At 36.6% G+C, this 25719-nt stretch carries 22 protein-coding genes, 1 tRNA gene and 2 pseudogenes; 15 read left to right on the forward strand and 10 right to left on the reverse strand.

All coding sequences use genetic code 11. From position 1 onward, the window contains the following. The first annotated feature begins 123 nt into the window (after positions 1–123). Positions 124–537 (forward strand): Fur family transcriptional regulator, encoded by a 414-nt coding sequence (locus LS65_RS01525; RefSeq protein ID WP_034361361.1) that lies wholly within the window; start codon positions 124–126, stop codon positions 535–537. 61 nt (positions 538–598) lie between these two features. Here LS65_RS01525 and LS65_RS01530 read toward each other — a convergent pair whose 3' ends face one another. Both LS65_RS01530 and LS65_RS01535 read right to left on the reverse strand, forming a co-directional pair. Then, entirely contained in the window at positions 599–1267 is a 669-nt protein-coding gene (locus LS65_RS01530) for a rhodanese-like domain-containing protein (protein WP_094777057.1), read from the reverse strand. A gap of 19 nt (positions 1268–1286) precedes the next feature. Next, the gene (locus tag LS65_RS01535; RefSeq protein WP_052061038.1) at positions 1287–4028 is read right to left on the reverse strand and encodes a valine--tRNA ligase; all 2742 of its coding nucleotides are present in this window, start codon (positions 4026–4028) and stop codon (positions 1287–1289) included. A gap of 76 nt (positions 4029–4104) precedes the next feature. Here LS65_RS01535 and fliW point away from each other — a divergent pair, with 76 nt between their 5' ends. Together fliW and LS65_RS01545 are read left to right on the forward strand one after the other, a co-directional pair. Next, entirely contained in the window at positions 4105–4527 is a 423-nt protein-coding gene (fliW, locus tag LS65_RS01540) for a flagellar assembly protein FliW (protein WP_034361362.1), read from the forward strand. Between the two features lie 18 nt (positions 4528–4545). Further along, the gene (locus LS65_RS01545) at positions 4546–6576 is read left to right on the forward strand and encodes an ATP-dependent helicase (RefSeq protein ID WP_034361364.1); all 2031 of its coding nucleotides are present in this window, start codon (positions 4546–4548) and stop codon (positions 6574–6576) included. Positions 6577–6606: 30 nt separating this feature from the next. Here the strand turns inward: LS65_RS01545 and LS65_RS01550 are convergent, their stop codons facing one another. The 6 genes from LS65_RS01550 to LS65_RS09745 form a co-directional block, all read right to left on the reverse strand. Then, on the reverse strand, positions 6607–7893 hold the full coding sequence (locus LS65_RS01550; RefSeq protein WP_034361366.1) for a tetratricopeptide repeat protein: 1287 nt from the start codon (positions 7891–7893) through the stop codon (positions 6607–6609). After that, positions 7890–8282, reverse strand: coding sequence for a YkgJ family cysteine cluster protein (locus tag LS65_RS01555; RefSeq protein WP_034361368.1), 393 nt, complete (start codon positions 8280–8282; stop codon positions 7890–7892). Before LS65_RS01555 ends, LS65_RS01550 begins: the two co-directional genes overlap by 4 nt. Beyond that, on the reverse strand, positions 8272–9507 hold the full coding sequence (locus LS65_RS01560) for a type 1 periplasmic-binding domain-containing protein (RefSeq protein WP_034361370.1): 1236 nt from the start codon (positions 9505–9507) through the stop codon (positions 8272–8274). The genes LS65_RS01555 and LS65_RS01560 overlap by 11 nt, the downstream gene beginning before the upstream one ends. Beyond that, the gene (locus LS65_RS01565) at positions 9504–10133 is read right to left on the reverse strand and encodes a uracil-DNA glycosylase family protein (RefSeq protein WP_236096580.1); all 630 of its coding nucleotides are present in this window, start codon (positions 10131–10133) and stop codon (positions 9504–9506) included. Before LS65_RS01565 ends, LS65_RS01560 begins: the two co-directional genes overlap by 4 nt. Before the next feature lie 10 nt (positions 10134–10143). Continuing rightward, positions 10144–10899: an exodeoxyribonuclease III gene (locus tag LS65_RS01570; RefSeq protein WP_034361372.1), complete on the reverse strand. Its 756-nt coding sequence runs from the start codon at positions 10897–10899 to the stop codon at positions 10144–10146. A 38-nt stretch (positions 10900–10937) separates the two neighbouring features. Continuing rightward, positions 10938–11013 (reverse strand) — tRNA-Glu (locus LS65_RS09745). Between the two features lie 103 nt (positions 11014–11116). Here LS65_RS09745 and LS65_RS01575 point away from each other — a divergent pair. Together LS65_RS01575 and LS65_RS01580 are read left to right on the forward strand one after the other, a co-directional pair. Beyond that, the gene (locus tag LS65_RS01575) at positions 11117–12220 is read left to right on the forward strand and encodes a CapA family protein (protein WP_138129734.1); all 1104 of its coding nucleotides are present in this window, start codon (positions 11117–11119) and stop codon (positions 12218–12220) included. Between the two features lie 17 nt (positions 12221–12237). Continuing rightward, positions 12238–12849, forward strand: a complete 612-nt coding sequence (locus LS65_RS01580) for a LysE/ArgO family amino acid transporter (RefSeq protein ID WP_034361374.1) — start codon at positions 12238–12240, stop codon at positions 12847–12849. Here LS65_RS01580 and murG read toward each other — a convergent pair. Then, a complete protein-coding gene (gene murG, locus LS65_RS01585; protein ID WP_034361376.1) occupies positions 12824–13873 on the reverse strand; it encodes an undecaprenyldiphospho-muramoylpentapeptide beta-N-acetylglucosaminyltransferase in 1050 nt (349 codons plus the stop codon). The two genes, LS65_RS01580 and murG, sit on opposite strands and share 26 nt — an antisense overlap. Positions 13874–14003: 130 nt before the next feature. On the opposite strand from murG, the gene gltX reads away from it, so the two are divergent. Beyond that, complete coding sequence (gene gltX, locus LS65_RS01590; protein WP_034361378.1) at positions 14004–15395, forward strand: glutamate--tRNA ligase; 1392 nt, start codon at positions 14004–14006, stop codon at positions 15393–15395. Positions 15396–15438: 43 nt separating this feature from the next. Continuing rightward, the gene (locus LS65_RS01595) at positions 15439–16404 is read left to right on the forward strand and encodes an ankyrin repeat domain-containing protein (protein WP_034361380.1); all 966 of its coding nucleotides are present in this window, start codon (positions 15439–15441) and stop codon (positions 16402–16404) included. Positions 16405–16411: 7 nt separating this feature from the next. Here the strand turns inward: LS65_RS01595 and mnmA are convergent, their stop codons facing one another. Further along, positions 16412–17446 (reverse strand): tRNA 2-thiouridine(34) synthase MnmA, encoded by a 1035-nt coding sequence (gene mnmA / locus LS65_RS01600; RefSeq protein WP_236096581.1) that lies wholly within the window; start codon positions 17444–17446, stop codon positions 16412–16414. Positions 17447–17598: 152 nt separating this feature from the next. On the opposite strand from mnmA, the gene LS65_RS01605 reads away from it, so the two are divergent. From LS65_RS01605 to LS65_RS01635, 8 genes and pseudogenes are all read left to right on the forward strand, one after another. Beyond that, positions 17599–18474 (forward strand): ATP phosphoribosyltransferase regulatory subunit, encoded by an 876-nt coding sequence (locus LS65_RS01605; protein WP_034361382.1) that lies wholly within the window; start codon positions 17599–17601, stop codon positions 18472–18474. Between the two features lie 11 nt (positions 18475–18485). Continuing rightward, positions 18486–19730 carry an adenylosuccinate synthase gene (locus LS65_RS01610; RefSeq protein WP_034361384.1) on the forward strand — a complete coding sequence of 415 codons (1245 nt, stop codon included), beginning with the start codon at positions 18486–18488 and terminating at the stop codon, positions 19728–19730. Further along, entirely contained in the window at positions 19731–20162 is a 432-nt protein-coding gene (locus LS65_RS01615) for a flagellar export protein FliJ (RefSeq protein WP_236096582.1), read from the forward strand. It abuts the gene before it with no gap. Next, positions 20159–20932 (forward strand): MotE family protein, encoded by a 774-nt coding sequence (locus LS65_RS01620; protein WP_052061041.1) that lies wholly within the window; start codon positions 20159–20161, stop codon positions 20930–20932. Before LS65_RS01615 ends, LS65_RS01620 begins: the two co-directional genes overlap by 4 nt. Positions 20933–21089: 157 nt before the next feature. Then, positions 21090–22520, forward strand: a complete 1431-nt coding sequence (gene aspA, locus LS65_RS01625; protein ID WP_034361385.1) for an aspartate ammonia-lyase — start codon at positions 21090–21092, stop codon at positions 22518–22520. Positions 22521–22535: 15 nt separating this feature from the next. Then, positions 22536–23300: pseudogene (locus LS65_RS10435) on the forward strand (anaerobic C4-dicarboxylate transporter family protein); the annotation flags it as partial. 363 nt (positions 23301–23663) lie between these two features. Next, positions 23664–24260, forward strand: a pseudogene (locus LS65_RS10440) (anaerobic C4-dicarboxylate transporter family protein); the annotation flags it as partial. A gap of 227 nt (positions 24261–24487) precedes the next feature. Continuing rightward, positions 24488–25719 (forward strand): cache domain-containing protein (locus tag LS65_RS01635; protein WP_138129735.1); only part of this gene is annotated, 1232 nt, incomplete at its 3' end.

Genomic DNA, 25719 nt, shown 5'->3' on the forward strand with positions numbered 1-25719 from the left:
AGGGGTATTGTATGCAAAAATCTCTTTTATTATGCTTTTATTTGCTTCAAGCTTATAATATTCATTACTTTTAGAATCTTTAAATATTATATATAAATTTTATATTTTCAAAGGTTGTTTATTATGATGAGTTTTGAAAAACATCTCAAAGAAAAACAATTAAAAACCACACCGCAACGTATCGCTATACTTAGTCAAATTTATAGCAATGGGCATATGAGTGTGGAGGAGATTTATGAGCAAATCAGGTCTGTATATCCTTCCATTTCACTTGCTACGATTTATAAAAATATCAACATGCTTTGTGAAGCTAACATTTTGCGAGAGATTAAAGCACCCAAAGACAAGCAAAGATTTGAACTAAGTAGTGATAGGCATTTGCACGTATATTGTGAAAAATGTGGGAAACTTGAAGACATTAAGCTTGAAACAGACTATTTAGAGTATGACTGCGGGCAAAAGAGTGGGTATAGCATTTCTGATATTTCAGCGGTGCTTATTGGCTTATGCCCTACCTGCAAGGAAGTTGCTCAATAACTTTTGTAATCTTTAAGATTCTATGCGCCATATTTGGTTTTAGAATCTTAAAGCAACCTACCTACATTTCACAACAATGAGGCTTTTCTGTAGTAACAGGCAATCCCAGATCTTTCCACGCGCTAAACCCGCCAACGAGTCGATAAAGCTGTGTGTAACCCAGATGTTTTGCCCACATAATGGCTATATGGGCACTTCCCATAGGTGCGTATATATGCTCTCCGCCATCATAGAATAGAATCTTCGCATTCTTATCATCTCCAAGCAATTGAATAAATTCTTCTTGTGGGCGCGAAAGCGCATCAGCCTCCCAATTCCATTCACTTCCATCTGCATTCAAAGACGGACTTAAAGCGAATTCAAAATGTTTTGAAGTAGGAATAAGCCCAAGATTATAAATACCGCGAGGCAAGGTAGAAATAATAATATAATCATCAAGCTTCCCTTTAATATCATTTGGCAAAACAAGCTCATATCCACTTGTGAAAGCGCGTGTAATAAGCGAAATATTATCATCAATAATATTTTGTCCCACCCCTGCTTTCAAAATTGAATCTTGCACTTGTGTAGCACCTTGCATATCGCCCGCTGCTCTTTTTTCAATGATTTCTACCACCTGTGGATAAGATTCTACAAGCAGCACTGCATCACTCTCGTTATTATGGGTATGCGTAGAATCAGAACAAGCCCAAAATACAAAACATAGTCCAAATATAAGTATTTTTTTCATCTATTCTCCTTAAAAAATCTTATAGATTTGTAAGCGCATTTAACTCAGTGCAAATCTTATCATATTTTTCTTGTGTATTTTGTAAATTTACCCTATTTTGCTCCAATACTGCTTTTGGAGCATTTTGGATAAATTTTTCATTGTTAAGCATAGATTGTAGTTTTTGTAATTCTTTCTCACATTTTTGCTTTTGAGATTGAAGACGAGAAATAATTGCGCTTAAATCAATACCTTCAAGCTGAATATAACATTCACAAAATTCCCCCACATCGCCCACACTTGCCTTTGGTTTTGTCTGCGTAATACATACAGATTGCACTTTAGCGAGTTTGCATACAAACTGCTCAAGCAAAATATTATCAATAGAATTATTGAGCTTAATGTAAATACTCTCAATAGATGCTAAACCAAGTTCAAGCATTGCCCTTAAGCGGCGAATACAAACGATAACATCTTGTATGACATAAAAATGCTGCTCCAAAACCTCATCTTGCATATCGTGTGCTTTGGGATATGCACTTATCATTATAGAATCTGAAGAATCTATATCATTTGCGCTAAGACTATGCCATAAAAAATCTGTAATAAAGGGCATATATGGGTGCAAAAGCAAGAGAGCAGACTTAAAGATTGCTCCTAGCTCATAAATAGAATCTTTACTCGCTTTTGCAAGTTCAATACCCCAATCACAAAATTCTCCCCATAAAAAACGATACAAAATGCTAGCTCCCTGCTCAAATCGATACTCTTCTAGCGCAGCTCTCACTTCATTTATTGCCTTATTCAAACGCAAAAACATATAGCGTCCAAGTGCCGTTTTCATCTCTAAATCTGCAAGATTTGCAAATCCTCTTTGTTTTGCTTCTTCGCCTCCGAGTTGCTCTAAATACATATTAAGAAACTGCGTAGCATTATAAAGCTTGTTTGTGAAGTTTTTACTATTTTCAAGTGTTTGGGTAGAAAGCTTCACATCGCGTCCCTGCGCACAAAGAATTGCCAAACTAAAGCGCAAAACATCAGCTCCATAAGTCTCAATCATCTCAAGCGGATCAATAATATTCCCTTTAGATTTGCTCATCTTTTGCCCTTTTTCATCTCGCACAAGTGCGTGAAGATAAACATCTTTAAAGGGCAATGCCCCAAGCAAAGATTCTCCGCTTAAGAGCATACGCGCCACCCAAAAGAACAAAATGTCAAAACCTGTAATAAGCAAAGAATTGGGATAAAATTCTTTCAAATCAGAATCTGTATAGAGTGTGTAAAGATTCTCTGTATTTTGAGATTCTTTTTGTTCTTCATCTTTTGCATTATTCTTACATTGCTCTTTTTCATTTCCCCAACCAAGCGTGCTAAAAGCCCATAATCCAGAGCTAAACCAAGTATCAAGAACATCTTCATCTTGCTTTGTGATAGGGATTTGGCATTGTGGGCAGATAGGATTAGGAGATTCTGAAGCAATCTTTTTACCACATTCACAATACCATACAGGGATTCTATGCCCCCACCAAAGCTGCCGAGAAATACACCAATCTTTAAGTTCCCTCATCCACGCGTTATAGTTATTAAGCCATTGAGGAGGAAAAAATTCTAGCTCCTTATTATTTACTCTTTCTATCGCTTTTTGTGCCACTTCTTTTTTAACAAACCATTGCTTTGAAATATATGGTTCTACAATATTGCCACAACGATAGCACTTGCCAACTTGGTTCGTATAATCTTCTATTTTTTCAATGAATCCCTCTTCTTGCAGTTTTTGCACAATGAGTTCTCTAGCCTCGAGTCTATCTTTGCCTGCAAATTCCCCTGTTTGCTCATTTAAGATACCCTTTTCATCAAAAACAATAATCGATTCAAGCTGATGCCTCTTGCCAACTTCGTAATCATTCACATCGTGTGCTGGTGTTACTTTCACGCAACCACTTCCAAAACTCATATCAACATAAGAATCTGCAATAACAGGTATTTCTCGCTCTATTAAAGGCAAAACAACACTTTTTCCAATAAGTTGCTTATACCGCTCATCATCGGGATTTACCATTACAGCACTATCGCCAAAAAATGTCTCCGGACGTGTGGTAGCTACAATAAGGGATTGAGCAGAATCTTTAATAGGGTAACGCAGATAATAAAGTTTGCCATAATTTTCTTCATATTCTACTTCAATGTCTGAAAGTGCGCCATCGTGTATGCACCAATTCACTATATAATAGTCTTGCACGATAAGTCCTTGATCATACCACTGCACAAAAGCCTTTTTCACTGCATTTTGTAAGCCTTTATCCATAGTGAAACGCAAACGCGACCAAGCTGGGGTAATACCAAGATGACGCATTTGGTTAAGAATCTGCCCTCCGCTTTGTTCTTTCCATTCCCATACTTTAGCAATAAAAGCATCTCTGCCTAAAGATTCTTTAGTTATACCTTGTGCCAAAAGCTGTTTTTGCACAACATTTTGAGTAGCAATTCCTGCGTGGTCTAAGCCAGGTTGGTAGAGTGTTTTAAAGCCGTCCATTCGCTTAAAACGCGTGATAATATCCTGCAAAGTAAAGGTAAGGGCGTGTCCTATATGAAGCACACCTGTAACATTTGGTGGTGGCATCATAATGCAAAAGCATTGTGGTGTCTTGCTTTGCCAAAGGGATTTATTGCCTTCTATTTCAAAGTATCCTCGCTCCTCACAAAGCTGATAAAATCTTGATTCCACACTCTGTGGGTCATACCCCTTCTTCACTTCTTGTATATTTTTCTCTACAGAATTCATAAAATGCCTCTATGGTATTTAATTTGCTTTATAAATGTATTATAATACCACAATGTAAAACAAAATGGAGGTAAATATGACTTATGAGCTAAAGATGCCTATTTTGGGCTTTGAGAATGTAAAAAAAATTGAGTTGGAAAAAATTGATGAAACTTTTAGTAAAATTCACTCACTTGATGGAGACAAACCATTTGAAATCACTCTTGTGAATCCATTTTCTCTCTGCGACTATAATTTTACAATTCCCACAGCTGATGAAAAATTGCTTGACTTGGATGAAAAACGAGGTGATAAGGTGGAAGTATATTGTGTTGTTGTTGTGCAAAAACCTATTGAAAATTCTATCGTGAATCTTATGGCACCTTTTGTGTTTAATCCAGCAAATGCTTCAGCTCTTCAGGTTACAACTTTACCCGTATCTGAATATCCTCAATTCAGCAAAGTGCAACCTTTGAAAGAGTTTTTATCAAACGAGATTCTCCAAACTCTTAGTAAATAATTCTAAAATCTCTGCCTTATGCCACTCTCTCAACTCAATGCAGAACAAGCAGAGGCAGCAAGCGCACCGAGCGGATATAATCTTATCATTGCTTCAGCAGGCACAGGCAAAACAGCTACAATTGTAGGGCGTATTGCATATCTTTTAAACAAAGGATACGCACCTAATGATATCCTTCTGCTTACTTTTACCAACAAAGCAAGCAGTGAAATGATTGTGCGTGTGGGAAAAATATTTGGTGAAAAGTTGGCAAAAAATATCGAATCTGGCACATTTCACGCTGTGGCTTATCGCTACCTACGCGCACATCACCATATCCACCTCAAACAACCAAAAGAATTGCAAATACTTTTTAAAAGTTTGTATGATAAAAGAATCTTTATGAATGATGACCCTAAGCCTTATGCTGCTCAATATCTTTACGAATCTTATTCTCTTTTTATCAATTCTGCCACAACCTGCACTTTTGGCACTTGGCTCTTAGAAAAAAATCCCAAGCAAGAGCCTTATGTCGCAATTTATGAAGATATATTTGCAGAATTTAATGAACTCAAAAATACGCACCATTATGCTGATTACAATGATTTACTCTTGCTTTATAAACAATCTTTGAAGAAACTTCAAGAACCACTTTTTAAGGAAGTGCTATGCGATGAATACCAAGACACTAATCCTTTGCAAGATTCTATACTTGATGCACTCTCTCCACCTAGTCTCTTTTGTGTGGGAGATTATGACCAAAGTATTTATGCCTTTAATGGAGCAGATATTAGTATCATTAGTGGATTTAAGCAAAAATACCAGAATGCACGAGTTTTTACCCTAAGTAAAAATTACCGCTCAAGTAAGCATATTCTAGCCCTTGCAAATAAAGTCATCGAAAAAAATGAGCGCATTTACCCTAAACGCTTAGAGGTGATTAAACAAGGCGATTTTACCCCACCAAAGCTTATTGGTTATGATGAACTATTTTTGCAATATCAAGGCATAGCAAAGCATATTGCTCTTAGTCATCGTTCCTATGAAGATACCGCAATCATCTTCCGGAATAATTCGAGTGCTGATGGGATTGAAGCAAGTTTAAGAGAGCTTAATATCCCTTCTAGACGCAAAGGAAGTGTTAGCTTTTTTGATACCAAAGAAGTAAGTCTTATGCTTGATATTTGTTCCATTGTCCATAATCCACGCGATATGATGGCATATATTCACACTTTAAGTTATGGTAAAGGGATAGGTGAAGCAATTGCAAAAGATATTTATGAAGCACTTTTCATATTGGGTGATGGAGATTGTTTAAAGGGTATGTTTAACCCAAACGAGCAAATAAAAGCTTATAAACAAAGGCATAAAAATACCCAGCTTGGGCTTTTTGATGATTTTTTCACTCTAGAATCTCAAGGACGTTTTAATGAATACATCACACCATCTTTTGCCTCTCACCCTATCTTACAACACCCTAAGATTCATAAAGATGGGGCAATATTTTTAAGTGATTTTTATGAAATGCTCCACACAATCAACACGATAAAAAATCCCAAAGAGCTTATAAACCATATCGTTAAAGCACCTTTTTTCACTCATATTACACATTCACTTGCTACAACTCGCGCAAAAACAAAAGATGGCACTATTGATAATACGCGTTATGATAATGCTTTAGAATCTATTAAGCGCAAATGCTCTCTCCTCCTTGATTTATCAAAAAATTACAATGATTTAGGCAAATTTCTTAACGCTATGATTCTAGGTTCAAGTGAAGCCACCGAAGGAAATGGGGTGCATTTATTAAGCATACACGCGGCAAAAGGCTTGGAATTTCAAAATGTATATGTTGTAGATTTAATGGATGGGCGATTCCCAAATCGAAAGTTGATGAATAAAAGTGGAAGTCTAGAAGAAGAGAGGCGACTTTTCTATGTCGCTATCACCCGTGCAAAAGAGAACCTCATTCTTTCTTTTGCCAAAAAAGACGCATTGAAAAATATTGACTATACACCATCGATATTTCTTTATGAAGGTGAATTGCTCCATAAAGAAAGTATGATTTAGCTTTTGCGCATAAAAAGCAAACTTTATCCACTAATGGGTGCATTTGTCAATCAAAGCTTTATGTGTTTGCAATTCTTCTTCACTTTCAATATCTTTATGCGGAATAAGCCCAAAGGTTTGCTTTGCACTCACACAATCTTTAAGCTTATAGTATCCCCACGCTAGCGAATCTAAGTAAGCTGGATTAAGCGGGGAAATCTCCAAAGCTTTCTTGATATGCCCCACACCCTCTTTCACATCAATATCATAATCAATCAATAAATACCCTAAAAAATTAAGAAAAAATCCCATTTCGCCATTTTGAAGATTCTGTAATGATGTATTTAGTCGCTCACTTTTTGGTGTATTCTTATCAGGTGTTTGCATAAGAGTAATAGCATTTTTGAGGTTTTTTGCAATAGAACGCACTTTAGCAAGATTTTGTTTGTTATTTAGCGATTCAAAAGCATATACTTGCTCTAATGCTAAAAAATAAGGATTATGATTTTCCTCATAAAGATATTTTGCCTGCAGTGAAGCATTATGATAATCCTTTTGCGCTACATAAAGGTCAAGGAGTATCTGCCCTCTAAATGGAAATTGCGAGGCAATATCAGAAGCCTCTTTAAATTTTCTCTGATAAGTATAAACAAGAATAAGATTGCGTGCATTCTCAATCGTAGGATTCTCATCAAATGCGTGTTTAAAGATAGTCTCTATTTTATCAACTTGAGACAATCGCGCATATACACTAATGCTAAATTCACAAAAATGAAGAGCACAGCCATATTGCTCAATATGACGATTTAAAATCTCCAGTGCCTTGTTTGTGTGAGATTGTGCTAACTCTATGGCAACGATCTTTTGTATAGTGTCCGCACTTTTTGTCTCCCCATAAGCGCGTTGCAAATATATCAAAGCCTCTTTATATGCACCTTTTGTAGCATAAAGTGAGCCTAAAATATCATCAAGCATAGCTGAAGGCTCATCTTTAGCGATGATTTGCGCCTCTTTTATCGCATCTTCGCTCAATCCAAGCTTCAAATAAGAATCTAAAAAAACTTTATGCAAAGTTATATCTTTTTCCCCACCCTGTGCAATATAATCAGTTGCAAAATCAAGTGTAGCAGCCGGATTATCAAGTGCTGAAGAAAGCAAAATCGCTTCTTTGAGATACTCAAGCTTATGTGTTTCTTCATAGAGCACCAAATACAAATCTCGTGCCTTGTCAAATTGTGATTGCGCTTCATAATCAACAGCTTCAAAAAGGTAGCTATCTTCATCAAATGCACTATAACAAAAACACACACAACACATTATGGCTATAAGAAACTTCATTCTTGCTCCTTTTTTACGCTTATACCAGGACATTCTTCTTGAAGTAACGCTATATCGACTTGAGAGAGATTCTTATGAGATTCCCAAAAAGGAAAATTGCGACATTGAGCTGGACGATGAGTATAAATACTACATTTTCCATCAACAAAAAATATACAAGCCAAACCACTTGAATGAGATTTTTCAAGAAATGAAAATCTATACCCTACTTTACGCACATATTGCAAACAAAAAGATTCAAAGCTAAGGGCTAAAAATGCTGCAATATCTTGCATTTCTTTAATGCTTACAAACACATATCCGCTACCTCCTGTGCAACACCTACCTCCACAACTTTTACATTTATCCGCCTCAAAGTTAAAGGGGTAGCTCTCTTTATCAATTCTCATAGAATCTTTTTGAATCTGTTCGATAGATTTTATTAATATATTCAACCTGTGAATCTATAACGCGTTCGGTAAAAAATCTCTTCCCACGATCAATTTGAGCCAAAATAAGTTGCTCTACACCTATTGCCGTAGCATAATTAACCCAATCATAACGCAAATCTCCACCTAAAAGTGAAGCATATTCCACAAGGTGCTGGTTAGGATGATTAATAACATTAGTGATAAAAAGATTTTTACGATCATCTTTTTCAATCATCAAGAGAAGCGATGGATTAAAGTTAATCTGTGTAGAAAGTATTTTATCAGGCTTTTGTGAGGCAAGGGCAAGTTGTGAAGCAATAAGCCCTGTTTTGACAACCGGTGTATTAAAAAATACAATATTTCCACCAATAAATTTTTTATATGTGTTTAGTTTGTCTGCAAAAGTTGTGGCAGATTTAGCATCTACAATTTCTTGAAATACTATTTTATTGCTTTTATTTTGCAACATTGTTCCTAAATTGCGCCCAATGACGCTATTATCATTATAAGCAACAATAGGCTTATCTCCCGCAAAAGAAAGTAACAAATCAATTTGTGCTTCATAGTCAATGCCTCCAAAGATAAGATTTTTTGGAATGGAGCTCGTTTTTACTTGCTTTCTATTAATGGTAGGAATATAGGTAGGGAGGCTAATATCAAGTTTTACAAATTCTTGTGCGCCATTTGGCGTGAGAATAGCAACTACAAAATCATAATCATTTTGCACGATTTTTGTATAAGCGTTATGCAAATTAATAGCTTTCTCATCGCCTGTATCAAAAATTTCAAAGACAAAATCATTGCCTCGAGTCATCAAATATGCCAAAATTGTGTCGATACTACTTGCAGAATAACGTCCTATAATTTTCTTAGGCATTAAAAGTGCAAGTTTAATTTTTGCATTGCTTTGTAAAGTTGATGGAACCATAGAATCCATAATTCCCAAATCTCCAAGCACAATTGAAAGCTTTGAGCGCAATTCAACATCATTTGTATGAGGATCAAAAAAAGCAACAAATGAGAAAAACTGCCCTTTTACAAAAAAATCAACCAAACACGAACTAGAGCATTTAGAAGTGCTAACATTCAACACTTCTTGCTGTGGTAAGGGAACAGGCGAAACAATATAACTCTTTGCACTCATAAAAGATAGGCTTAATGCACAACAACATACCAACGCAAAAATTTTCAAACCAAATCTCATAATTGTCCTTTTACAAGTAAAAAATGATGATGTGCTTCTCCCTTAAGTGAAGGATTACGCACAAGTTCATTGAGTGAATATGTCATTAAAAATTTTCTGTTATTGTGCCATAAAATTCTACCGACTTCTAAATGTGTGCCTAAAATATGCTCCCCAACTTGATTTCCTAGCAAAATACACACTTTTGATGTAATTTTTTCTAATTGAGAGAGGCAAAATCCCATACACGAGAGAATCTCACTTTTTTCAATACGCAAATTATATCCATCACATTTTACAAGCGAGAGAACGCACACCTGTGAAAGCTGGAGCATAAAAACACGTGTGATAATATTTTGCAACATTAATGCACTTTTATTTTGCACAAATTGTCCTTTTTCATCAATAAGAGGAATCTCACTAATAAAGCATATACTTGCTTGTGAATTCACAATCCCTATACTTGGTTCTTTGCAATGTTTAATGCGATTACACAATGAGCAATTTTTGATAAGATATTCTAGATTATTATGAAAAGGTGTTTGAGGTGCTAAACAGCGCAATGGCATAGTATATCGCTCTCCACAAGCATATTGTCCGTAGAGTTGCTTTAATTGAAGAAATTTTAGAATCTGTGTTTTCATCATTCAAGACACTCTATATATCAAGCTCTAAACCAACTGGGCAATGATCACTTCCAAAAATATGGGGATAAATAAACGCATCTTTTAGGTAAGGCTGCAAGCTTTTAGAACATAAAAAATAATCAATACGCCAACCAGTATTATTCTCTCGTGCTTTTCCCATATAACTCCACCAACTATATGCTCCCTCTTTATCGGGATAAAAATACCGAAATGTGTCTATAAAGCCAGATTCCAAAAGCTCACTCATTTTACCTCGCTCTTCATCTGTGAATCCTGCATTACGGCGATTTGTTTTGGGGTTTTTTAAATCAATCTCCTTATGAGCAACATTAAGGTCTCCGCAAATAACTACTGGCTTATGCACACTTAAACCATTTACAAATGCCCTAAAATCATCTTCCCATTCCATACGATACTCTAATCGCTCTAACTCTCGCTTAGCATTAGGTGTATAAACATTTACAAGATGAAAATGTGGATATTCCGCTCGAATAATGCGCCCCTCTTTGTCGTGATGAGCAATCCCCATATCATATTCTACTTTTAAAGGCTCATTTTTGCTTAAAACCACCACGCCAGAATAACCTTTTTTTTCTGCACTATTCCAATATGAGTGATAGCCATCAAAGCAAAAATCAGCCTGTTCCTGCAGCATTTTAGATTCTTGAATACAAAACACATCAGCATTAATTTGTGTAAAAAAATCCATAAATCCTTTATTCACACAAGCGCGCAAACCATTAACATTCCACGATATAAGTTTCATTAAAATCCTTTGTGAGTAAAGAAGCATAATGTAAAGTATGGCGACCCTTGAAAGATTTGAACTTCCGTTTCCACCGAGAAAGGGTGGTATCCTTGGCCTCTAGATGAAAGGGTCGGCAAAAGTATAGCAAACTTATTTTAATTTTTGATACAATGCTATTTTTGTTTGCGAGATAATACACTTAATTTTTACAACAACACAACACTATGGAGGCAGTATGCGTATTCTATGGAAACATTTAGGAATCTATGGTCTTTTACTTATAGCTTTAAGTGGTTGTTTTGGTGATAGGGTAGCACCCAGTCAAGACACACGAGGAGTTGCAGCACAAAAAGATGATATTCTCACACTTAGCTTTGTAGGCGATAATGTGCTAGGGGACTACTATGGAAGCAATGGTGAGACACTGAATTGGTATTTTACAAATAAAATCAACAAAGATTACAGCTACTTTTTTGCTAAAGTCAAACCTATCCTTGATAAAGACGATATGACTTTAGGTAATTTAGAAGGACCGCTCACCACACATAGTGGCGATAGATTAATTAAGCCTTTTGCTTTTAAAGGCGACCCAAGCTATGTGGAGATTCTTAAAAGTGGGAGTGTAGAGGCGGTTAATATTGCTAATAACCACACACGCGATTATGGTATGAAAGGCTTTAACGATACACAAACTCATCTTAAGAATGCACGCATTTTTTATAGCGGAGAGGGAGTTTTAAGCATTTATGAAATCAAAGGAAAAAAAATCGGTATGGCTGGACATCGTGGTTGGAATCTAGGTATCAAAACTCAAGTGGCAAAAGAGATTCGCTCCTTGCGTGATATGGGTGCGGATATTGTCATTTTCACATTTCACTGGGGAGAAGAGAGAAAGAATTATCCAAACAAGATTCAACAAGAAATTGGGCGATTTGCTATTGATAATGGTGCGGATATTGTCATCGGGCATCACCCACACGTTTTACAAGGGATAGAAGAATACAAAGGTAAAAAAATTGTATATAGTCTAGGGAATTTTGTATATGGTGGAGCAAAAAATCCCGCTGATAAAGATAGTGTGATTTATCAAGTGCGCTTTGCCTTTGGCACGAAGCAAAATCAGCTTGAAAAAATAAGCGATGATTTTATTTTTATTAAGAATCCAAAAGTGAAAAAAGTCGCTAAAATGGAACAATGGAGTGAATTACATAGCTTTGTGCCTGTGCTTATTAGTGGTGCAAAAACATATAATAACTATCAGCCAGTAATCGCACAAGGTCAAGATAAAGAGCGCATTATCAATAGACTCAATACTTATAGTGAATCTCTAAGCAAATAACATAAGGCTACCATAATTTGCAGGATTTGATTCAGGGCTTTTTTATTGCCTTTGGGCTAATTGCTGCTATCGGAGCACAAAATGCCTTTGTCATTAAACAAGCCATTAAAAAAGAATACACTTTTATTGTATGTGCCGTATGCGTGCTGTGCGATTTTATCTTTATGAGTATAGGTGTGCTGGGAGTAGGCGCAACACTTGCAGATTCTGCATTATGGAGTAAAATTTTGGCACTTGGAGGTGCTTTGTTTCTCTGCTATTATGGGATATGCTCACTCAAAGCCGCTTTTCAACCACACAAAACACTGATTACACAAAAAGACAATACACATTCATCACTTAAACACACCCTTATTGCAACCTTAAGCGTTACGCTTCTTAATCCTCATATGTATCTTGACACGATGGTGCTTTTAGGAAGCATTGCTGTAAGCACAGATTCACAAATATATTTTCTTCTAGGCTGTGTAAGTGCTTCTATGGTGTGGTTTTCTGTGCTTGGATTTGGAGCAAATGCACTTTCACCCTACTTTAGCTCACCCTTTGCGTGGCGATTGCTTGAAAGTTTTACTGCCTGTGTGATGTTTGGTGTTGCCATAAGCCTTATACTTTTTGTAGCAGGTTATTAATATGTCCTAGTATCTCTTGTGCGCCATAGGGCTTAATTTTATTCATTACTTGCTGTGATTTTTCCCTTAACTTACCTGATTGCATCGTGTCTATAAATGCTAGCACCTCATCAATACAAAGTGCGGATTCCCTCATCAAAAGTCCTAAACTCTCATTTGTAAAATAAAGCGCATTATAGTATTGATGGTCTTTTGCTGCATAAGGATAAGGCACAAAAATACCAATAAGCCCATTTGCACTCATCTCCCACAGACTTGAAGCACCAGAACGCGCAATACATAAATCTGCTTTCTGCACATATTTCACAATATCCTTATCAAAAGCAAATACATCAACCTTATCTAAAATGCCAAGATTCTGATACGCCTCTTTTACACGCTCAAAATCCCTTTCTCCACATTGATGAGCTACTTTTATGCCTCTTTGGAGAATCTGTGGCACGAGATTAAGCGCAAAGTCGTTGATACCTTTTGCTCCTTGAGAACCACCCAAAAAAAGGAGATTCTCTACTTTTTCCCTCACACGAGCTGTGCTAAAAAACTCATCACGCACAGGATAAGAAGTGTGAATAAAGTGTTTTGAATCTGATTCAAAACTCCCAAAAATAGCTTGAGCAAAAGGAGTGAGTATCTCATTAAGTTTGCCCTTAACTGCATTTTGCTCGTGGATAAAAAGAGGAATTCTGCAAAAAAGTGATGCAATACTTGCTCCCCCCGCACTAAATCCACCTACACTGATAACGCAACACACTTGATGATTTTTAAGAATTTTATACGCCTCTTTTACGCATTGAGCCTGTTTTAAGAGAGCTTTGAGCTTACCCAAGCCCCTTTTATTCACTACCCCTACCGAATCTAAAAAATAGCATTGTTTAAAAAGTGCAGAATCTGCAAACCACGCTCTATCCTGCCCTAAAGTCGAGCCAATATAAATAGCCTCCTGATTATTATTTTGTATCGCTTCTGCAAGAGATTTGGCAATGGCTAAATGCCCTCCTGTCCCTCCACCTGTAATCGCAAACATTTCTTATCCTTGAACTAAAATAATAGCCAGTATTGTAATGTCTAAAAATGATATTTTAGTAAGGATTGTAAAATGGTATTAAGTTAAGATTCTATATACTCGCGCAAAATTTTGACAAATGGGAGAAAAAATGGCTCATATCATTACACGTTTTGCACCTTCACCTACAGGATATTTGCATATTGGTGGCTTACGCACAGCATTATTTAATTACCTTTATGCAAGAGCAAATGGTGGTAAATTTTTACTCCGCATTGAAGACACAGATTTGGCACGTAACTCTGCAGATGCAGCAAAAGCAATTATTGAAGCATTTGATTGGGTAGGACTAGAATACGATGGCGAAGTCATTTATCAAAGCCAACGTTTCCCTCTCTACAAACAATACATACAGCAGCTTTTAGACAATAAAAAAGCATATTATTGTTATATGAGCAAGGAGGAGCTTGATGCACTGCGTGCAGAGCAAGAGGCAAACAAACAAACTCCCCGCTATGATAATCGCTATCGTGATTTTAATGGCACACCACCGACAGATAGGCAACCTGTGGTGCGTATCAAAGCTCCACTTGAAGGTGAAATTTGCTTTAAAGATGGTGTGAAAGGTGAAATGAGAATCCAAGCCAAAGAAATTGATGATTTTATTATCGCACGCAGTGATGGCACACCTACTTATAACTTTGTTGTCGCTATTGATGATGCGCTTATGGGTGTTACTGATGTAATACGAGGTGATGACCATTTAAGCAACACACCAAAGCAAATCATTATTTACAATGCCTTAGGCTTCAAGATTCCACAATTTTTCCACGTGCCTATGATTCTTAATCCTCAAGGGCGCAAGTTAAGCAAACGTGATGGCGCAATGGGTGTTATGGATTATAAAACTATGGGTTATATGCCCGAAGCAATGCTTAATTTTCTTGTGCGCTTAGGCTGGAGCTATGGCGATAAGGAGATTTTCTCACTTCAAGAGATGTTAGAATTTTTTAGTCCATTTGCACTTAATAGCTCACCTAGCGCATATAATGAAGATAAATTTCTATGGCTTAATGCACATTATATTAAGCAAAAAGATAATGCCACGCTTGAGCAACTCCTTAGTGCCTTTGATGTGCCAAGACTTAACCCAAAAACACGCGATATTCTCTATCCTGCCCTCAAAGAGCGTTGCAACACGCTTACAGGATTTGCACAAGGCTTTAAAGAAGTAATGAATCCTCCTATTTGTTATGATGAAAAAATGCGCTCAAAGCTTGATAGTAATACTATTAGCACACTTGATGCTCTCTTTAGTGCTACACCCTCGATTATTTGGGAGCAAACACAAGAAATGGAATCTTACTTGCACACTTATGCCACAGATAATGATATAAAAATTGGCAAGCTTATGCCCACATTGCGATGTGCGCTACTGGGAAAAAGTGGTGGTATTGGCGTGTGTGAAGCCCTTGTTATACTCGGGCAAGAAGAGAGTTTGCAAAGAATTGCTACTTTTTTAAAAAAACAAAAAGATTCGTAGGCTAAAGGCTTGTAAGTCTAAAAAAAGAATTATAGAGGATAAAATGCTTATAAAATATATTTTAACAATTTTATGTCTATGCAGTTTTGCTTTTGGAGATTGGTTTGTGAATCAATGGGAAACTCATAATCCCCCTACTCTTGAACAGAGTCTTAGGGCTTTATTGAAAGTGGATTGCAAAAAAGTAGAGTTACTTAAGGGCATTATGCCAAAAGCGCAATACAAAGGCAAACAAGCACAAGAGCAATGCGCGATAGAACAACGATTTTTAAAAGCAATCATTAATGATGACACACAAACTTACCGCCTTATGCGCGACAATGGAACATTAAGCAAATATTTCTTATTCTACACTACTCAATCGCCACGAATTGAAATCACACCCCTTATGGTAGCAATCGTATTTGACTCTTCACAAGTTTTTCAGCTTATCCTTGCAGATTCTGGACAAGAAAAAAGATTTTCTCTCAAAAAACCTTTCTACAACATTAATCGCGTGATGTCTGATGACCATAGAGCACTTGGTGCATTTAAACTAGGAAATGTCATTTACAATGCACACGGAGTTAATGCACTTGATTTAGCTGCAATGTATCATCGATATGATATGTTTTGGGCATTACTTCACAAGGGTGCAAATTACAATGACCTTAAATACCCACTCACAAATGGTATTATCACTTTTGGAGATAAAACTATTTTAGAGTTGATGCTTCACTTTGATAAAAATTTCTTATATGACTTTGGTGGAGGCAATATACTACATTTTGCAGCTCGTGATGGTAATGTAGAGATTATAGAATATCTCATTAAAGACAAAAATATGCCAATTGATGCGCTTAAAGCAGGTGAAACACCACTTGATGCTGCACTCAATGCCAAAAATTTTCAGCATAAACCCCAACTTCAAGCTGCACAAAAGCTCATCGAGCTAGGTGCAAAAGTCAGCGAAGCCAATGCAAAGCGTCTCAATAAACTTACTTCTGAACAGAACAATGAAGAAAAATAAAATCCCTTTACACCTGTGTAATCACTCCTCCACCTAACACACAATCATCTTGATACAAAACTAGAGCTTGTCCTTGTGCTACACCATAAGCAGATTCTAAAAGTTGAGCGTGGATAATATCACCACTAAGCTCAATACGCGCTTTAATTGGCACGGAGCGATAGCGCACTTTCACATCATATATACCACCACTAAAGGCTTGTGGCAGACTTTTGTTTAAAGCCTGTATAGAATCTACAGCCAGTTCTTCTTTAGTGCCAACAATGATTTCATTATTATGTGGATTAATGGATTTTACATAATGAGGTTCGTGCGAGCCAAATACACTAAATCCCTTACGTTTGCCAATTGTATAATGCATATAACCCTTATGTGTGCCAACTGCTTTTCCACTACTATCACGCACTACACCTTCATTATCAACTTTTTCATAAAGACGCAAAATATCAATATAGCTTTGATCTACAAAACAAATCTCTTGAGATTCCTTATAGGTTTGCAATGTGCCAAGAAAGGGCAAAAGCTCAAGAGCAGTTTTCTTGATATTCTCTTTATACATTGCACCAAGTGGAAAAATAATTCTATCAATAGCAACTTGAGGGAGTGCATAAAGAAAATAACTTTGGTCTTTGCTCTCATCAACTGCTTTTGCAATGCGCTTTATCCCATTTACCTCCTTAATCTGTGCATAATGCCCCGTAGCAATATAATCACAACCCAATTCCTTTGCCTTTTCTAATCCCAAACCAAATTTCATAAGAGGGTTGCAAATTGCGCAAGGATTAGGTGTTTGCCCCTCTTTATAGGAGCGCACAAAGGCATCATATACGTTGCGTTTAAATGCCTCTTGTAAATCAACCACATCAAAAGCAATGCCCAAATGCTGGGCAACTTTTTGGCAATTTTGTATATACACATCGTGTTTTTTTTCTTTATTATGCAACTTAAGATAAAGCCCTACAACTTCGTAACCTTGCGATACAAGCAAATGCGCACAATAAGAGCTATCTACGCCACCGCTCATAAGGAGTGCAACTTTCAAACAGAATCCTTTTGTTAAAATTAAAAATGGGCAGTGTAACATTTTGAAGTAAGTCGCGTGTAAATATCTACTAAAAGTGAATTTATGGTATAATCTTAACCCTTAATCATTAAGAAATAATTTTTAATTTTAAGAATATTTGGAGTAAATAAGTGATTTTAGAACACGAACTTCCGCAAGGAAGCAAATTATATTTTGATACATCAGCAAAACTTAAACGCAATATAGAATCTTGTGCTATTAAAGCATTTTATGAAAATGATTATAAGGAAATTGCAACGCCTACATTCACATTTTTAGAACATCAAGATGATATTTTAAATCGCTCTCTTGTGCGCCTAAGTAGTGAAAGCAATCATCAAATTGGTTTGCGCTATGACACAACTTTTGATGCAATGCATATTGTTACAAAACACATTGCACACAGCAGTGAGCATAAAAAATGGTTTTATATCCAACCAGTATTTAGCTATCCTACAACTGAAATTCACCAAATTGGTGCGGAGCATTTAGGGGGTGGAAGTCTATCACCTGTTATGTGTTTAGGTGTGCATATTTTGCAAGAGCTTGGTTTAAAACCTTATTTGCAGATATCTAATATGAATATTCCACTTTTATGTGCTAAGCATAGTGGTATAGATATAGGAGCGTTTGCTTCTCAAGATGTGGGCAAACTTTTAGAAATGGAAGGCTATGTGGCAGATTTAGTGCATATCAAGACAAAAGAAGATGTGCAAAAAGCAATAAATACCGCCCCTATATTTTTACGTGATGAACTTGAAAAACTTCTAGAATGTGCGAGTTATTGTGAGTATGAAAAGAGTATTTTTTCACCACTTGCCTTTTCACCTACTTCATATTATAAAGATTTGTTTTTTAGAATGTTTCTTGGCAATACAACTTTGCTGCAAGGTGGCAAATACAGCGTAGGGGAACAAATCTCGTGTGGATTTGCGATTTATACTGATGAGGTGATAGAATGTCTCATTAAATGCAACGAGCAGGTAGATAGAATCTGCGCATTATAAGGGAGAAAAATATGGCTGATTTAATTGTTGGGATTCAGTGGGGCGATGAAGGCAAAGGCAAAATAGTCGATGCAATGGCAGGAGAGTATGATTATGTCGTGCGTTATCAAGGCGGACATAATGCTGGACACACTATTGTTATCAATAATAAAAAAATTGCTTTACATTTATTGCCTTCGGGAATTCTTTACGAACATTGCAAAAACATTATTGGCAATGGTGTAGTCATCAATCTTGAAGCCCTACTTACAGAAATGAAATCTTTTGATAATCTACAAGGACGACTTTTTATTAGCGATAAGGCGCATATCATTCTTCCTTATCACGAGATGCTCGATAAAGCAAAAGAGAAGAGCAAGGATAAAGCGGCTATTGGCACAACAGGTAAGGGCATAGGACCTTGCTATGGTGATAAAGTATCACGCAATGGTGTGCGACTTATGGATTTACATAATCCTACACAACTCAAAGCAAAAATACAAGCTATTTATGATCAAATACAATATACGCAAAGTCTCTATGATATAACGCTCCCTAGTGTGGAGAGTGTAGTGGAATATATAGAATCTGTCTCTCATCAAATTCTCCCTTTTGTAACAAACACAACACAACTTCTGTGGGACGCTCAAACAAAAGGAGAAAAAATTCTTTTAGAAGGTGCGCAAGGCAGTATGCTTGATATCGACCACGGCACTTATCCTTTTGTAACAAGCTCTACGACTATTGCAGCAGGAGCTTGTAGTGGAAGCGGTTTGGCACCACGAGATATTCAACGCGTAATAGGTATTGCCAAAGCATATTGCACAAGAGTTGGTAATGGTGTATTTCCTACTGAAGAGAAAGGTGCAGTAGGAGAGAAACTACGCGAAGCAGGAAAAGAATTTGGCACAACAACGGGACGCTCGAGACGATGTGGATGGTTTGATGCGGTAGCTGTGCGCTATGCTTGTCGTCTCAATGGTTGTGAAAGTCTAAGCATTATGAAGCTTGATGTGCTTGATGGATTCTCATCAATTAAAGTATGTGTGGGGTATGAATATAAGGGTAAAGAGATTGATTACATTCCTACTGATTATGAATGTGTTAAACCTATTTATCGAGAGTTTGAAGGTTGGGATAAGACTTCTCATATCCGTGTCTTTAGCGATTTACCGCAAGCAGCGCAATATTATATCAAAGAGCTTGAACATATCACTGGCACAAAAATTGCTATTGTCTCTACAAGTCCTGAACGTGATGATACTATTAGGTGTTAGATGATGAAAACAAGATTCAGTGCCATTGTGCATCTGCGAAAAAGAGATATGCAAGAATGTGAGCGCACAATTATGCAGAATGAAAACAAGATTGCAAATAAACAAATGCAAATAGAAAGCATTGCTGATGAGATTGTGGAACTTAAAGCACCGCAATATGGGACATTTTATGCATTTATAGCGTATAATGAAGTAAAACAAATACTTTTTAATCGCCTAAGTGTAGCACAAAATGAACTAGAAGAATTACTCACTCACAAGGCTTTTTTACAGACACAATACAAGCAATATCATATTGAATATGAAAAAATGGCATTTTTAGATAAAAGAGAGAAAGAAGAGATTCTTAAAACTATCAAAAATAGAGAAGAGAAAGAAACTGATGAAATCGCAACGCTGCTTTACAATAATACTGAAGGCAGAGTAATATGAGAATCTTTGCAAAAATATGGCTTTTATGTAGCTTATGCCTTTATACTTTTGCCGATACTTCTAAGCTTCTTGATTGTAGTATTATCTTTGAAGCGCGCAAAGATGAAATTAAAGCTCAACTTGATGAAATTGATGAGCGACAACAAGCCTTGCAAGTCTTGCAAAATGCTACGCAAGTAATTCTTGATGAAAAAGAGCGACAACTCCTCAAAAAAGAAGAAGAAATTAATCAAAAGATTCTTCTTTTTTCGCAAGAACAAGAAAAAGTAAAGGAACAAGAAGAACAAACACATAAGCGTAACCTTGCCGAAATAGAAGAGAAAAACCAAGAAATAGACCAAAAGATTGCCTATAATGAAGAAATTCTCTCGCAGATTAAAGCGCAAAAAGATAGCAAAATTGTCCAAGCATACAAAGGTTTGAAAGAAGCCAAAGCAGCAGCCATACTTGCAGATTTACCTGAAAAAGAAGCGGTAGAAATTCTCTCGCAAATGGATATAAAAGATATGGTCAAGATTCTAGGAAAAATGGATAATCAAAAAGCCGCGAGAATTACTTCATCAATCCGTGCTATTGAGCAACCTAACGCCCCTTCAACAAATCAAAGTAACACACAACCTAACCAAAATCAAAACACAGAGGACAATACGCCAAACTCCACTCCACAAGAACAAAATGATGTGCAAGAAGAAAATCAAGATTCTACACAGGACACATCAAATCAAGAAACACAAGATAATTTAGCCCAAGAATCCCAAAATACACAATAATTATAATCTTACCTTCAAAGCATTATTGCAGCGATTTATCCAGCCCTCATTAACTAAATCTATTATTAATTATTTATATTTATACTATATCTATATAATGCTTCATAAGTTATCTAATGATAACACAATAAATCATTTCATTCTAAAGGAGTTTAAAATGGGAACACGAATAGAACACGACTTTATTGGTGAATTAGAAATTGCTGATGATGTATATTATGGAGTGCAAACCTTTAGAGCCTTACAAAACTTCAACATTACAGGCGATAAACTAAGTGGTTATCCTAGTTTTATCAAAGCATTTGCACAAGTAAAAAAAGCTGCGTGCTTGGCAAATTATGAACTTAAATTGCTTGATGAGCAAAAAAAAGATGCTATCTGCAAAGCGTGTGATAAACTTATTGCGGGTGAATTAAGAGAACAATTTGTAGTAGATATGATTCAAGGTGGTGCAGGAACAAGCACAAATATGAATACAAACGAAGTTGTAGCAAACCTAGCCTTAGAAATTATGGGACACAAAAAAGGTGAATATCAATACTGCCATCCAAATGACCACGTAAATCTTTCACAATCTACAAACGACTCATATCCCACTGCCATTCACGTAGCATTATATGATGAACTTTCAGCCCTTGCCAAAGATATGGAAGTGCTGAAAGCTTCTTTTGATAAAAAATCCAAAGAATTTAAAGATGTGCTTAAAATGGGACGCACTCAACTTCAAGATGCTGTGCCTATGACTTTAGGGCAAGAATTTCATACTTTTGCAGTGATGATGGGTGAAGATATTGCACGAGTGCTTGAAGCTAGAAATCTTGTAACTGAAATCAATATGGGTGGAACAGCCATTGGAACAGGGATAAATTCACACCCTGATTATCCTAAAATTGTCCAAAAGAAACTCTGTGAAGTAACAGGAAACCCATTTAAAACTGCTGATGACCTCATTGAGGCTACACAAGATACAGGTGTGTATGTGCAAGTAAGCGGTGTCCTTAAAAGAGTAGCAGTTAAACTTTCTAAAGTCTGTAATGACTTGCGACTTTTAAGCTCTGGACCACGAGCAGGTTTAAATGAAATCAACCTCCCTAAAATGCAACCCGGAAGTTCCATTATGCCAGGTAAAGTAAATCCTGTAATCCCCGAAGTTGTAAATCAAGTATGTTATGCAGTTATTGGCAATGATGTAACAGTGAGTTTTGCAAGTGAAGGCGGACAACTTCAGCTTAATGTATTTGAACCTGTAATTGCTTATGGGCTTTTCAATTCAATCTCAATGATGAGAAATGCAATGCTTACACTTGCTAGTAAATGTGTTGATGGAATCACAGCAAACGAAAAAGTTTGTAGCGATTTTGTGTATAACAGCATTGGTATTGTTACCGCACTTAACCCTTATATTGGCTATGAGAACTCTGCATCAATTGCTAAAGAATCTTTGCAAACAGGTAAGCCTGTAAAAGAAATTGCACTTGAAAGAAAACTTTTAAGCAAAGAGCAACTCAATGAAATTTTTCAACCAAAAAATATGCTTAACCCTCATATGAGTGCTGAAGATAAAGCAAGATTCAAACAACATTCATAACTTGAAGGATTCTAAATGGAGTTTGTATTACTCATTCTACAATTAGCAGTGCTTTTTGGCGCAATTTTTTTAGGCATTAGGCTAGGTGGTATGGCGATTGGCTATGCTGGGGGCTTTGGCGTGGTGATTCTTTGCCTTGTGCTTGGTATGAAGCCTGGAGACATTCCTTGGGATGTGATTTTAATCATTATGTCTGTGATTGCAGCTATTGCAGCAATGCAACTTGCTGGTGGGCTAGACTATATGGTGCAAGTGGCAGAAAAAATCTTGCGCAAGAATCCAAAATACATTAACTACCTTGCCCCAACGGTTACATATTTCCTTACATTCTTAGCTGGCACAGGGCATACAGCATTTTCAATGATACCTGTAATTGTGGAGGTAGCAAAAGAGCAAAATATTAAACCTTCCGCACCTCTTTCAATCGCCGTTGTCGCAAGTCAGATTGCTATCACTGCATCACCTGTAAGTGCTGCAGTGGTGTATATGAGTGGTGCTCTTGAAGATTTTGGCTGGAACTATCCTACATTGCTTCTTGTATGGCTTATTACAACATTTAGTGCGTGTATGCTTACTGCATTTGTGGTAAGCAAGTTCTTTCCACTTGACTTAAGTAAAGACATCATCTATCAAGAACGATTAAAGGCAGGACTTGTTAAACCTTCTATTGGCGCACAACATATTGAACTCAAAAAAGGTGCGAAATTAAGTGTGGGTATTTTCCTTATTGGTGTGCTTTGCGTGGTAATTTATGCCACTTCAATTTCTGATGTCGTGCGTAAGCCTATGCTAGAATATGTGAGCAAAAATATCCCTGTGTATTTAGACAAAGAGATTGATTCTATCAAGATAGAAGCATTAAGCAAATTACAATCAACAGATGATAAAGAAAATATCATTGCGCCATTAGAATCGCTTAAACAAGCCTTTATAAGCATAAAAGCTCAATTAAAGGCTAATAATGCGCAAGGGGGGGGGCTGAATGCAGCTTTTGAAGAAGCAAAATCTACGCTTAATGCAATAGAAAAAACTCCTAAAAATGAGCAATCTCTTGCTATTATAGAATCTAAACTGATACATTTGGAACAAAACGTGGATTCTATCCTCGCAGATTGGGCACAAAAAGATGGTATTTTAGCAGAACTTAGTAGTATTGTTAAAAGCTACATTGACCCAGTTAAATTACCTCGTGATGGGGCAATTATGGCATTTATGCTAGCTATTGCCACTTGTATTGTGATTTTCTGCAAGGTAGAGACAGGCAAACTCCTTGAAGCAAGCACTTTTAAGGCGGGTATGACAGCCTGTATTTGTGTGTTAGGTGTAGCTTGGCTTGGCAATACCTTTGTCGCCGGATACAAAGAAGAAATCGGAAATTTAGCAAGCGACCTTGTAGGTGATTACCCTGCACTTTTGGCAGTAGCACTTTTCTTTGCGAGTATGTTGCTTTACTCTCAAGCAGCAACAGCAAAAGCTATTATGCCTGTGGTCATTGGTGCGCTTGGTATTACTGCGGCTACTCCAGAATCTTCCTACATTCTTGTAGCAAGTTTTGCAGCAGTTTCTGCTCTCTTTGTGTTACCAACATATCCTACCTTGCTTGGTGCAGTGCAAATGGATGATACCGGCTCAACGCGCATTGGTAAATATGTCTTTAACCATAGCTTTATTGTTCCTGGCACTCTAGCAATCATCTTTGCAGTAGGCTTAGGCTTCATTGTTGCGCCTATATTTGCCTAAAATTTCTCCCTTTAATATGTAAGGATTCAAGTCCTTACATATTGCTTTATTCTCTTCCCTTGCCATAGTAAAACATTATAAATCCAAATCCGCTAGGCGAACATAACAAAATTCGTTGTTAAAACAGCACAGCAAAGATATTGCTAAGATTCTCTTTAACAGATTTGTATTATAATCCGTGCGCTATTACTATCAATAAATTCAAAATATAATATAAGGGGTTAGAAATGTTTAAATATCTCTCACTTAAATTTAAAGTCATAGTGCTTTCAGGTGGGTTAATCCTTAGTTTCTTAGCTCTTGTAGCATTTATCTTGATTGGTGAAAAAAATATTGAAGAACAAAGCACCTCACAGATTCATAGCCTTATCCAAGCAGAAGTGGAGCAAAAAATTAAACTTGCCACAGATTCGGTTGCACAATCTCTTGGCGCACTTGTTAAGGGACTTGACGAAAAGGAGCAGATTGCTATTATCGCTCAAGCCATTGAGAATTTCCGTTTTGAAGATGATAAATCTGGTTATTTCTTTGCATATAAAGAATATGTGCCTGTAGCACACCCTACACGAAAAGATTTGATTGGCAAATCCCTTTATGATGCTAAAGATGCAGATGGTATATTTTATGTAAGAGATTTATTTGACACAGCCAAAACCCAAACACCAGAAGGTAAATTTGTATATTTTGTCTTTTCAAAACCACTTCCTGATGGCACACTTGGCACTGCACCAAAAGTCGCCTATGCGGCATTAATACCACATACAGACAATATTTGGCTTTCTACGGGAGTTTATATCGATACGCTTGAAGTTTATGCAAACAAAAATTCAACATCAATTTTAGATCTTATTCGCTCGACATTAAGCAATGCTCTTCTTTTGGCTTCTTTATGCTTTTTTGTTATTTTTGTGCCTTTAGTTTGGATGTTTTATCACTCACTTATTAAGAGCATAAAAACGTTACAACGCAATATGATAGTCTTTTTTAAATACCTAAATAAAGAAAGCGAAAACATTAATCTTGAACCCCTTACAAATAGAGACGAATTTGGTTCGATAGCAAATAGCATTCAAGAAAACATAGAACATACTTCTCAAGGCTTAGACCAAGACCAAGCTCTTGTTACACAATCTCTCCAAGTGATTGAGCGAGCTAAGCAAGGATATGCTGATACACTCATTGAACTCAAAGGTTATAATCCTCAACTTAATCGCTTAAGAGATTCTATTAATGACCTTTTAGGACTTATCCAAAGTGCAGTAGGAAAGAATCTCCCAGAGATTGTTCGTGTATTTGATAGCTATACACAATTAGACTTTACCACAGAAGTAAAAGATGCAAGTGGTAGAGTAGAAGTTGTTACAAATACCCTAGGAGAAGAAATTAGAAAAATGCTATCAACAAGTGCTGCCTTTGCTCAAACATTAGGTGAAGAAGCTCAAAATCTTCAAGAAGCAGT

Source organism: Helicobacter japonicus (assembly GCF_000762845.2).
Classification (GTDB): Bacteria; Campylobacterota; Campylobacteria; order Campylobacterales; family Helicobacteraceae; genus Helicobacter_C; species Helicobacter_C japonicus.

What these genes read in the sequence shown, in the direction of transcription:
- LS65_RS01525 (WP_034361361.1), top strand. Translation starts at nt 124, where the DNA reads ATGATGAGTTTTGAAAAACATCTCAAAGAAAAACAATTAAAAACCACA.
- LS65_RS01530 (WP_094777057.1), bottom strand. Translation starts at nt 1,267, where the DNA reads ATGAAAAAAATACTTATATTTGGACTATGTTTTGTATTTTGGGCTTGT.
- LS65_RS01535 (WP_052061038.1), bottom strand. Translation starts at nt 4,028, where the DNA reads ATGAATTCTGTAGAGAAAAATATACAAGAAGTGAAGAAGGGGTATGAC.
- fliW (WP_034361362.1), top strand. Translation starts at nt 4,105, where the DNA reads ATGACTTATGAGCTAAAGATGCCTATTTTGGGCTTTGAGAATGTAAAA.
- LS65_RS01545 (WP_034361364.1), top strand. Translation starts at nt 4,546, where the DNA reads ATGCCACTCTCTCAACTCAATGCAGAACAAGCAGAGGCAGCAAGCGCA.
- LS65_RS01550 (WP_034361366.1), bottom strand. Translation starts at nt 7,893, where the DNA reads ATGAAGTTTCTTATAGCCATAATGTGTTGTGTGTGTTTTTGTTATAGT.
- LS65_RS01555 (WP_034361368.1), bottom strand. Translation starts at nt 8,282, where the DNA reads ATGAGAATTGATAAAGAGAGCTACCCCTTTAACTTTGAGGCGGATAAA.
- LS65_RS01560 (WP_034361370.1), bottom strand. Translation starts at nt 9,507, where the DNA reads ATGAGATTTGGTTTGAAAATTTTTGCGTTGGTATGTTGTTGTGCATTA.
- LS65_RS01565 (WP_236096580.1), bottom strand. Translation starts at nt 10,133, where the DNA reads ATGATGAAAACACAGATTCTAAAATTTCTTCAATTAAAGCAACTCTAC.
- LS65_RS01570 (WP_034361372.1), bottom strand. Translation starts at nt 10,899, where the DNA reads ATGAAACTTATATCGTGGAATGTTAATGGTTTGCGCGCTTGTGTGAAT.
- LS65_RS01575 (WP_138129734.1), top strand. Translation starts at nt 11,117, where the DNA reads ATGCGTATTCTATGGAAACATTTAGGAATCTATGGTCTTTTACTTATA.
- murG (WP_034361376.1), bottom strand. Translation starts at nt 13,873, where the DNA reads ATGTTTGCGATTACAGGTGGAGGGACAGGAGGGCATTTAGCCATTGCC.
- gltX (WP_034361378.1), top strand. Translation starts at nt 14,004, where the DNA reads ATGGCTCATATCATTACACGTTTTGCACCTTCACCTACAGGATATTTG.
- LS65_RS01595 (WP_034361380.1), top strand. Translation starts at nt 15,439, where the DNA reads ATGCTTATAAAATATATTTTAACAATTTTATGTCTATGCAGTTTTGCT.
- LS65_RS01610 (WP_034361384.1), top strand. Translation starts at nt 18,486, where the DNA reads ATGGCTGATTTAATTGTTGGGATTCAGTGGGGCGATGAAGGCAAAGGC.
- LS65_RS01615 (WP_236096582.1), top strand. Translation starts at nt 19,731, where the DNA reads ATGATGAAAACAAGATTCAGTGCCATTGTGCATCTGCGAAAAAGAGAT.
- LS65_RS01620 (WP_052061041.1), top strand. Translation starts at nt 20,159, where the DNA reads ATGAGAATCTTTGCAAAAATATGGCTTTTATGTAGCTTATGCCTTTAT.
- aspA (WP_034361385.1), top strand. Translation starts at nt 21,090, where the DNA reads ATGGGAACACGAATAGAACACGACTTTATTGGTGAATTAGAAATTGCT.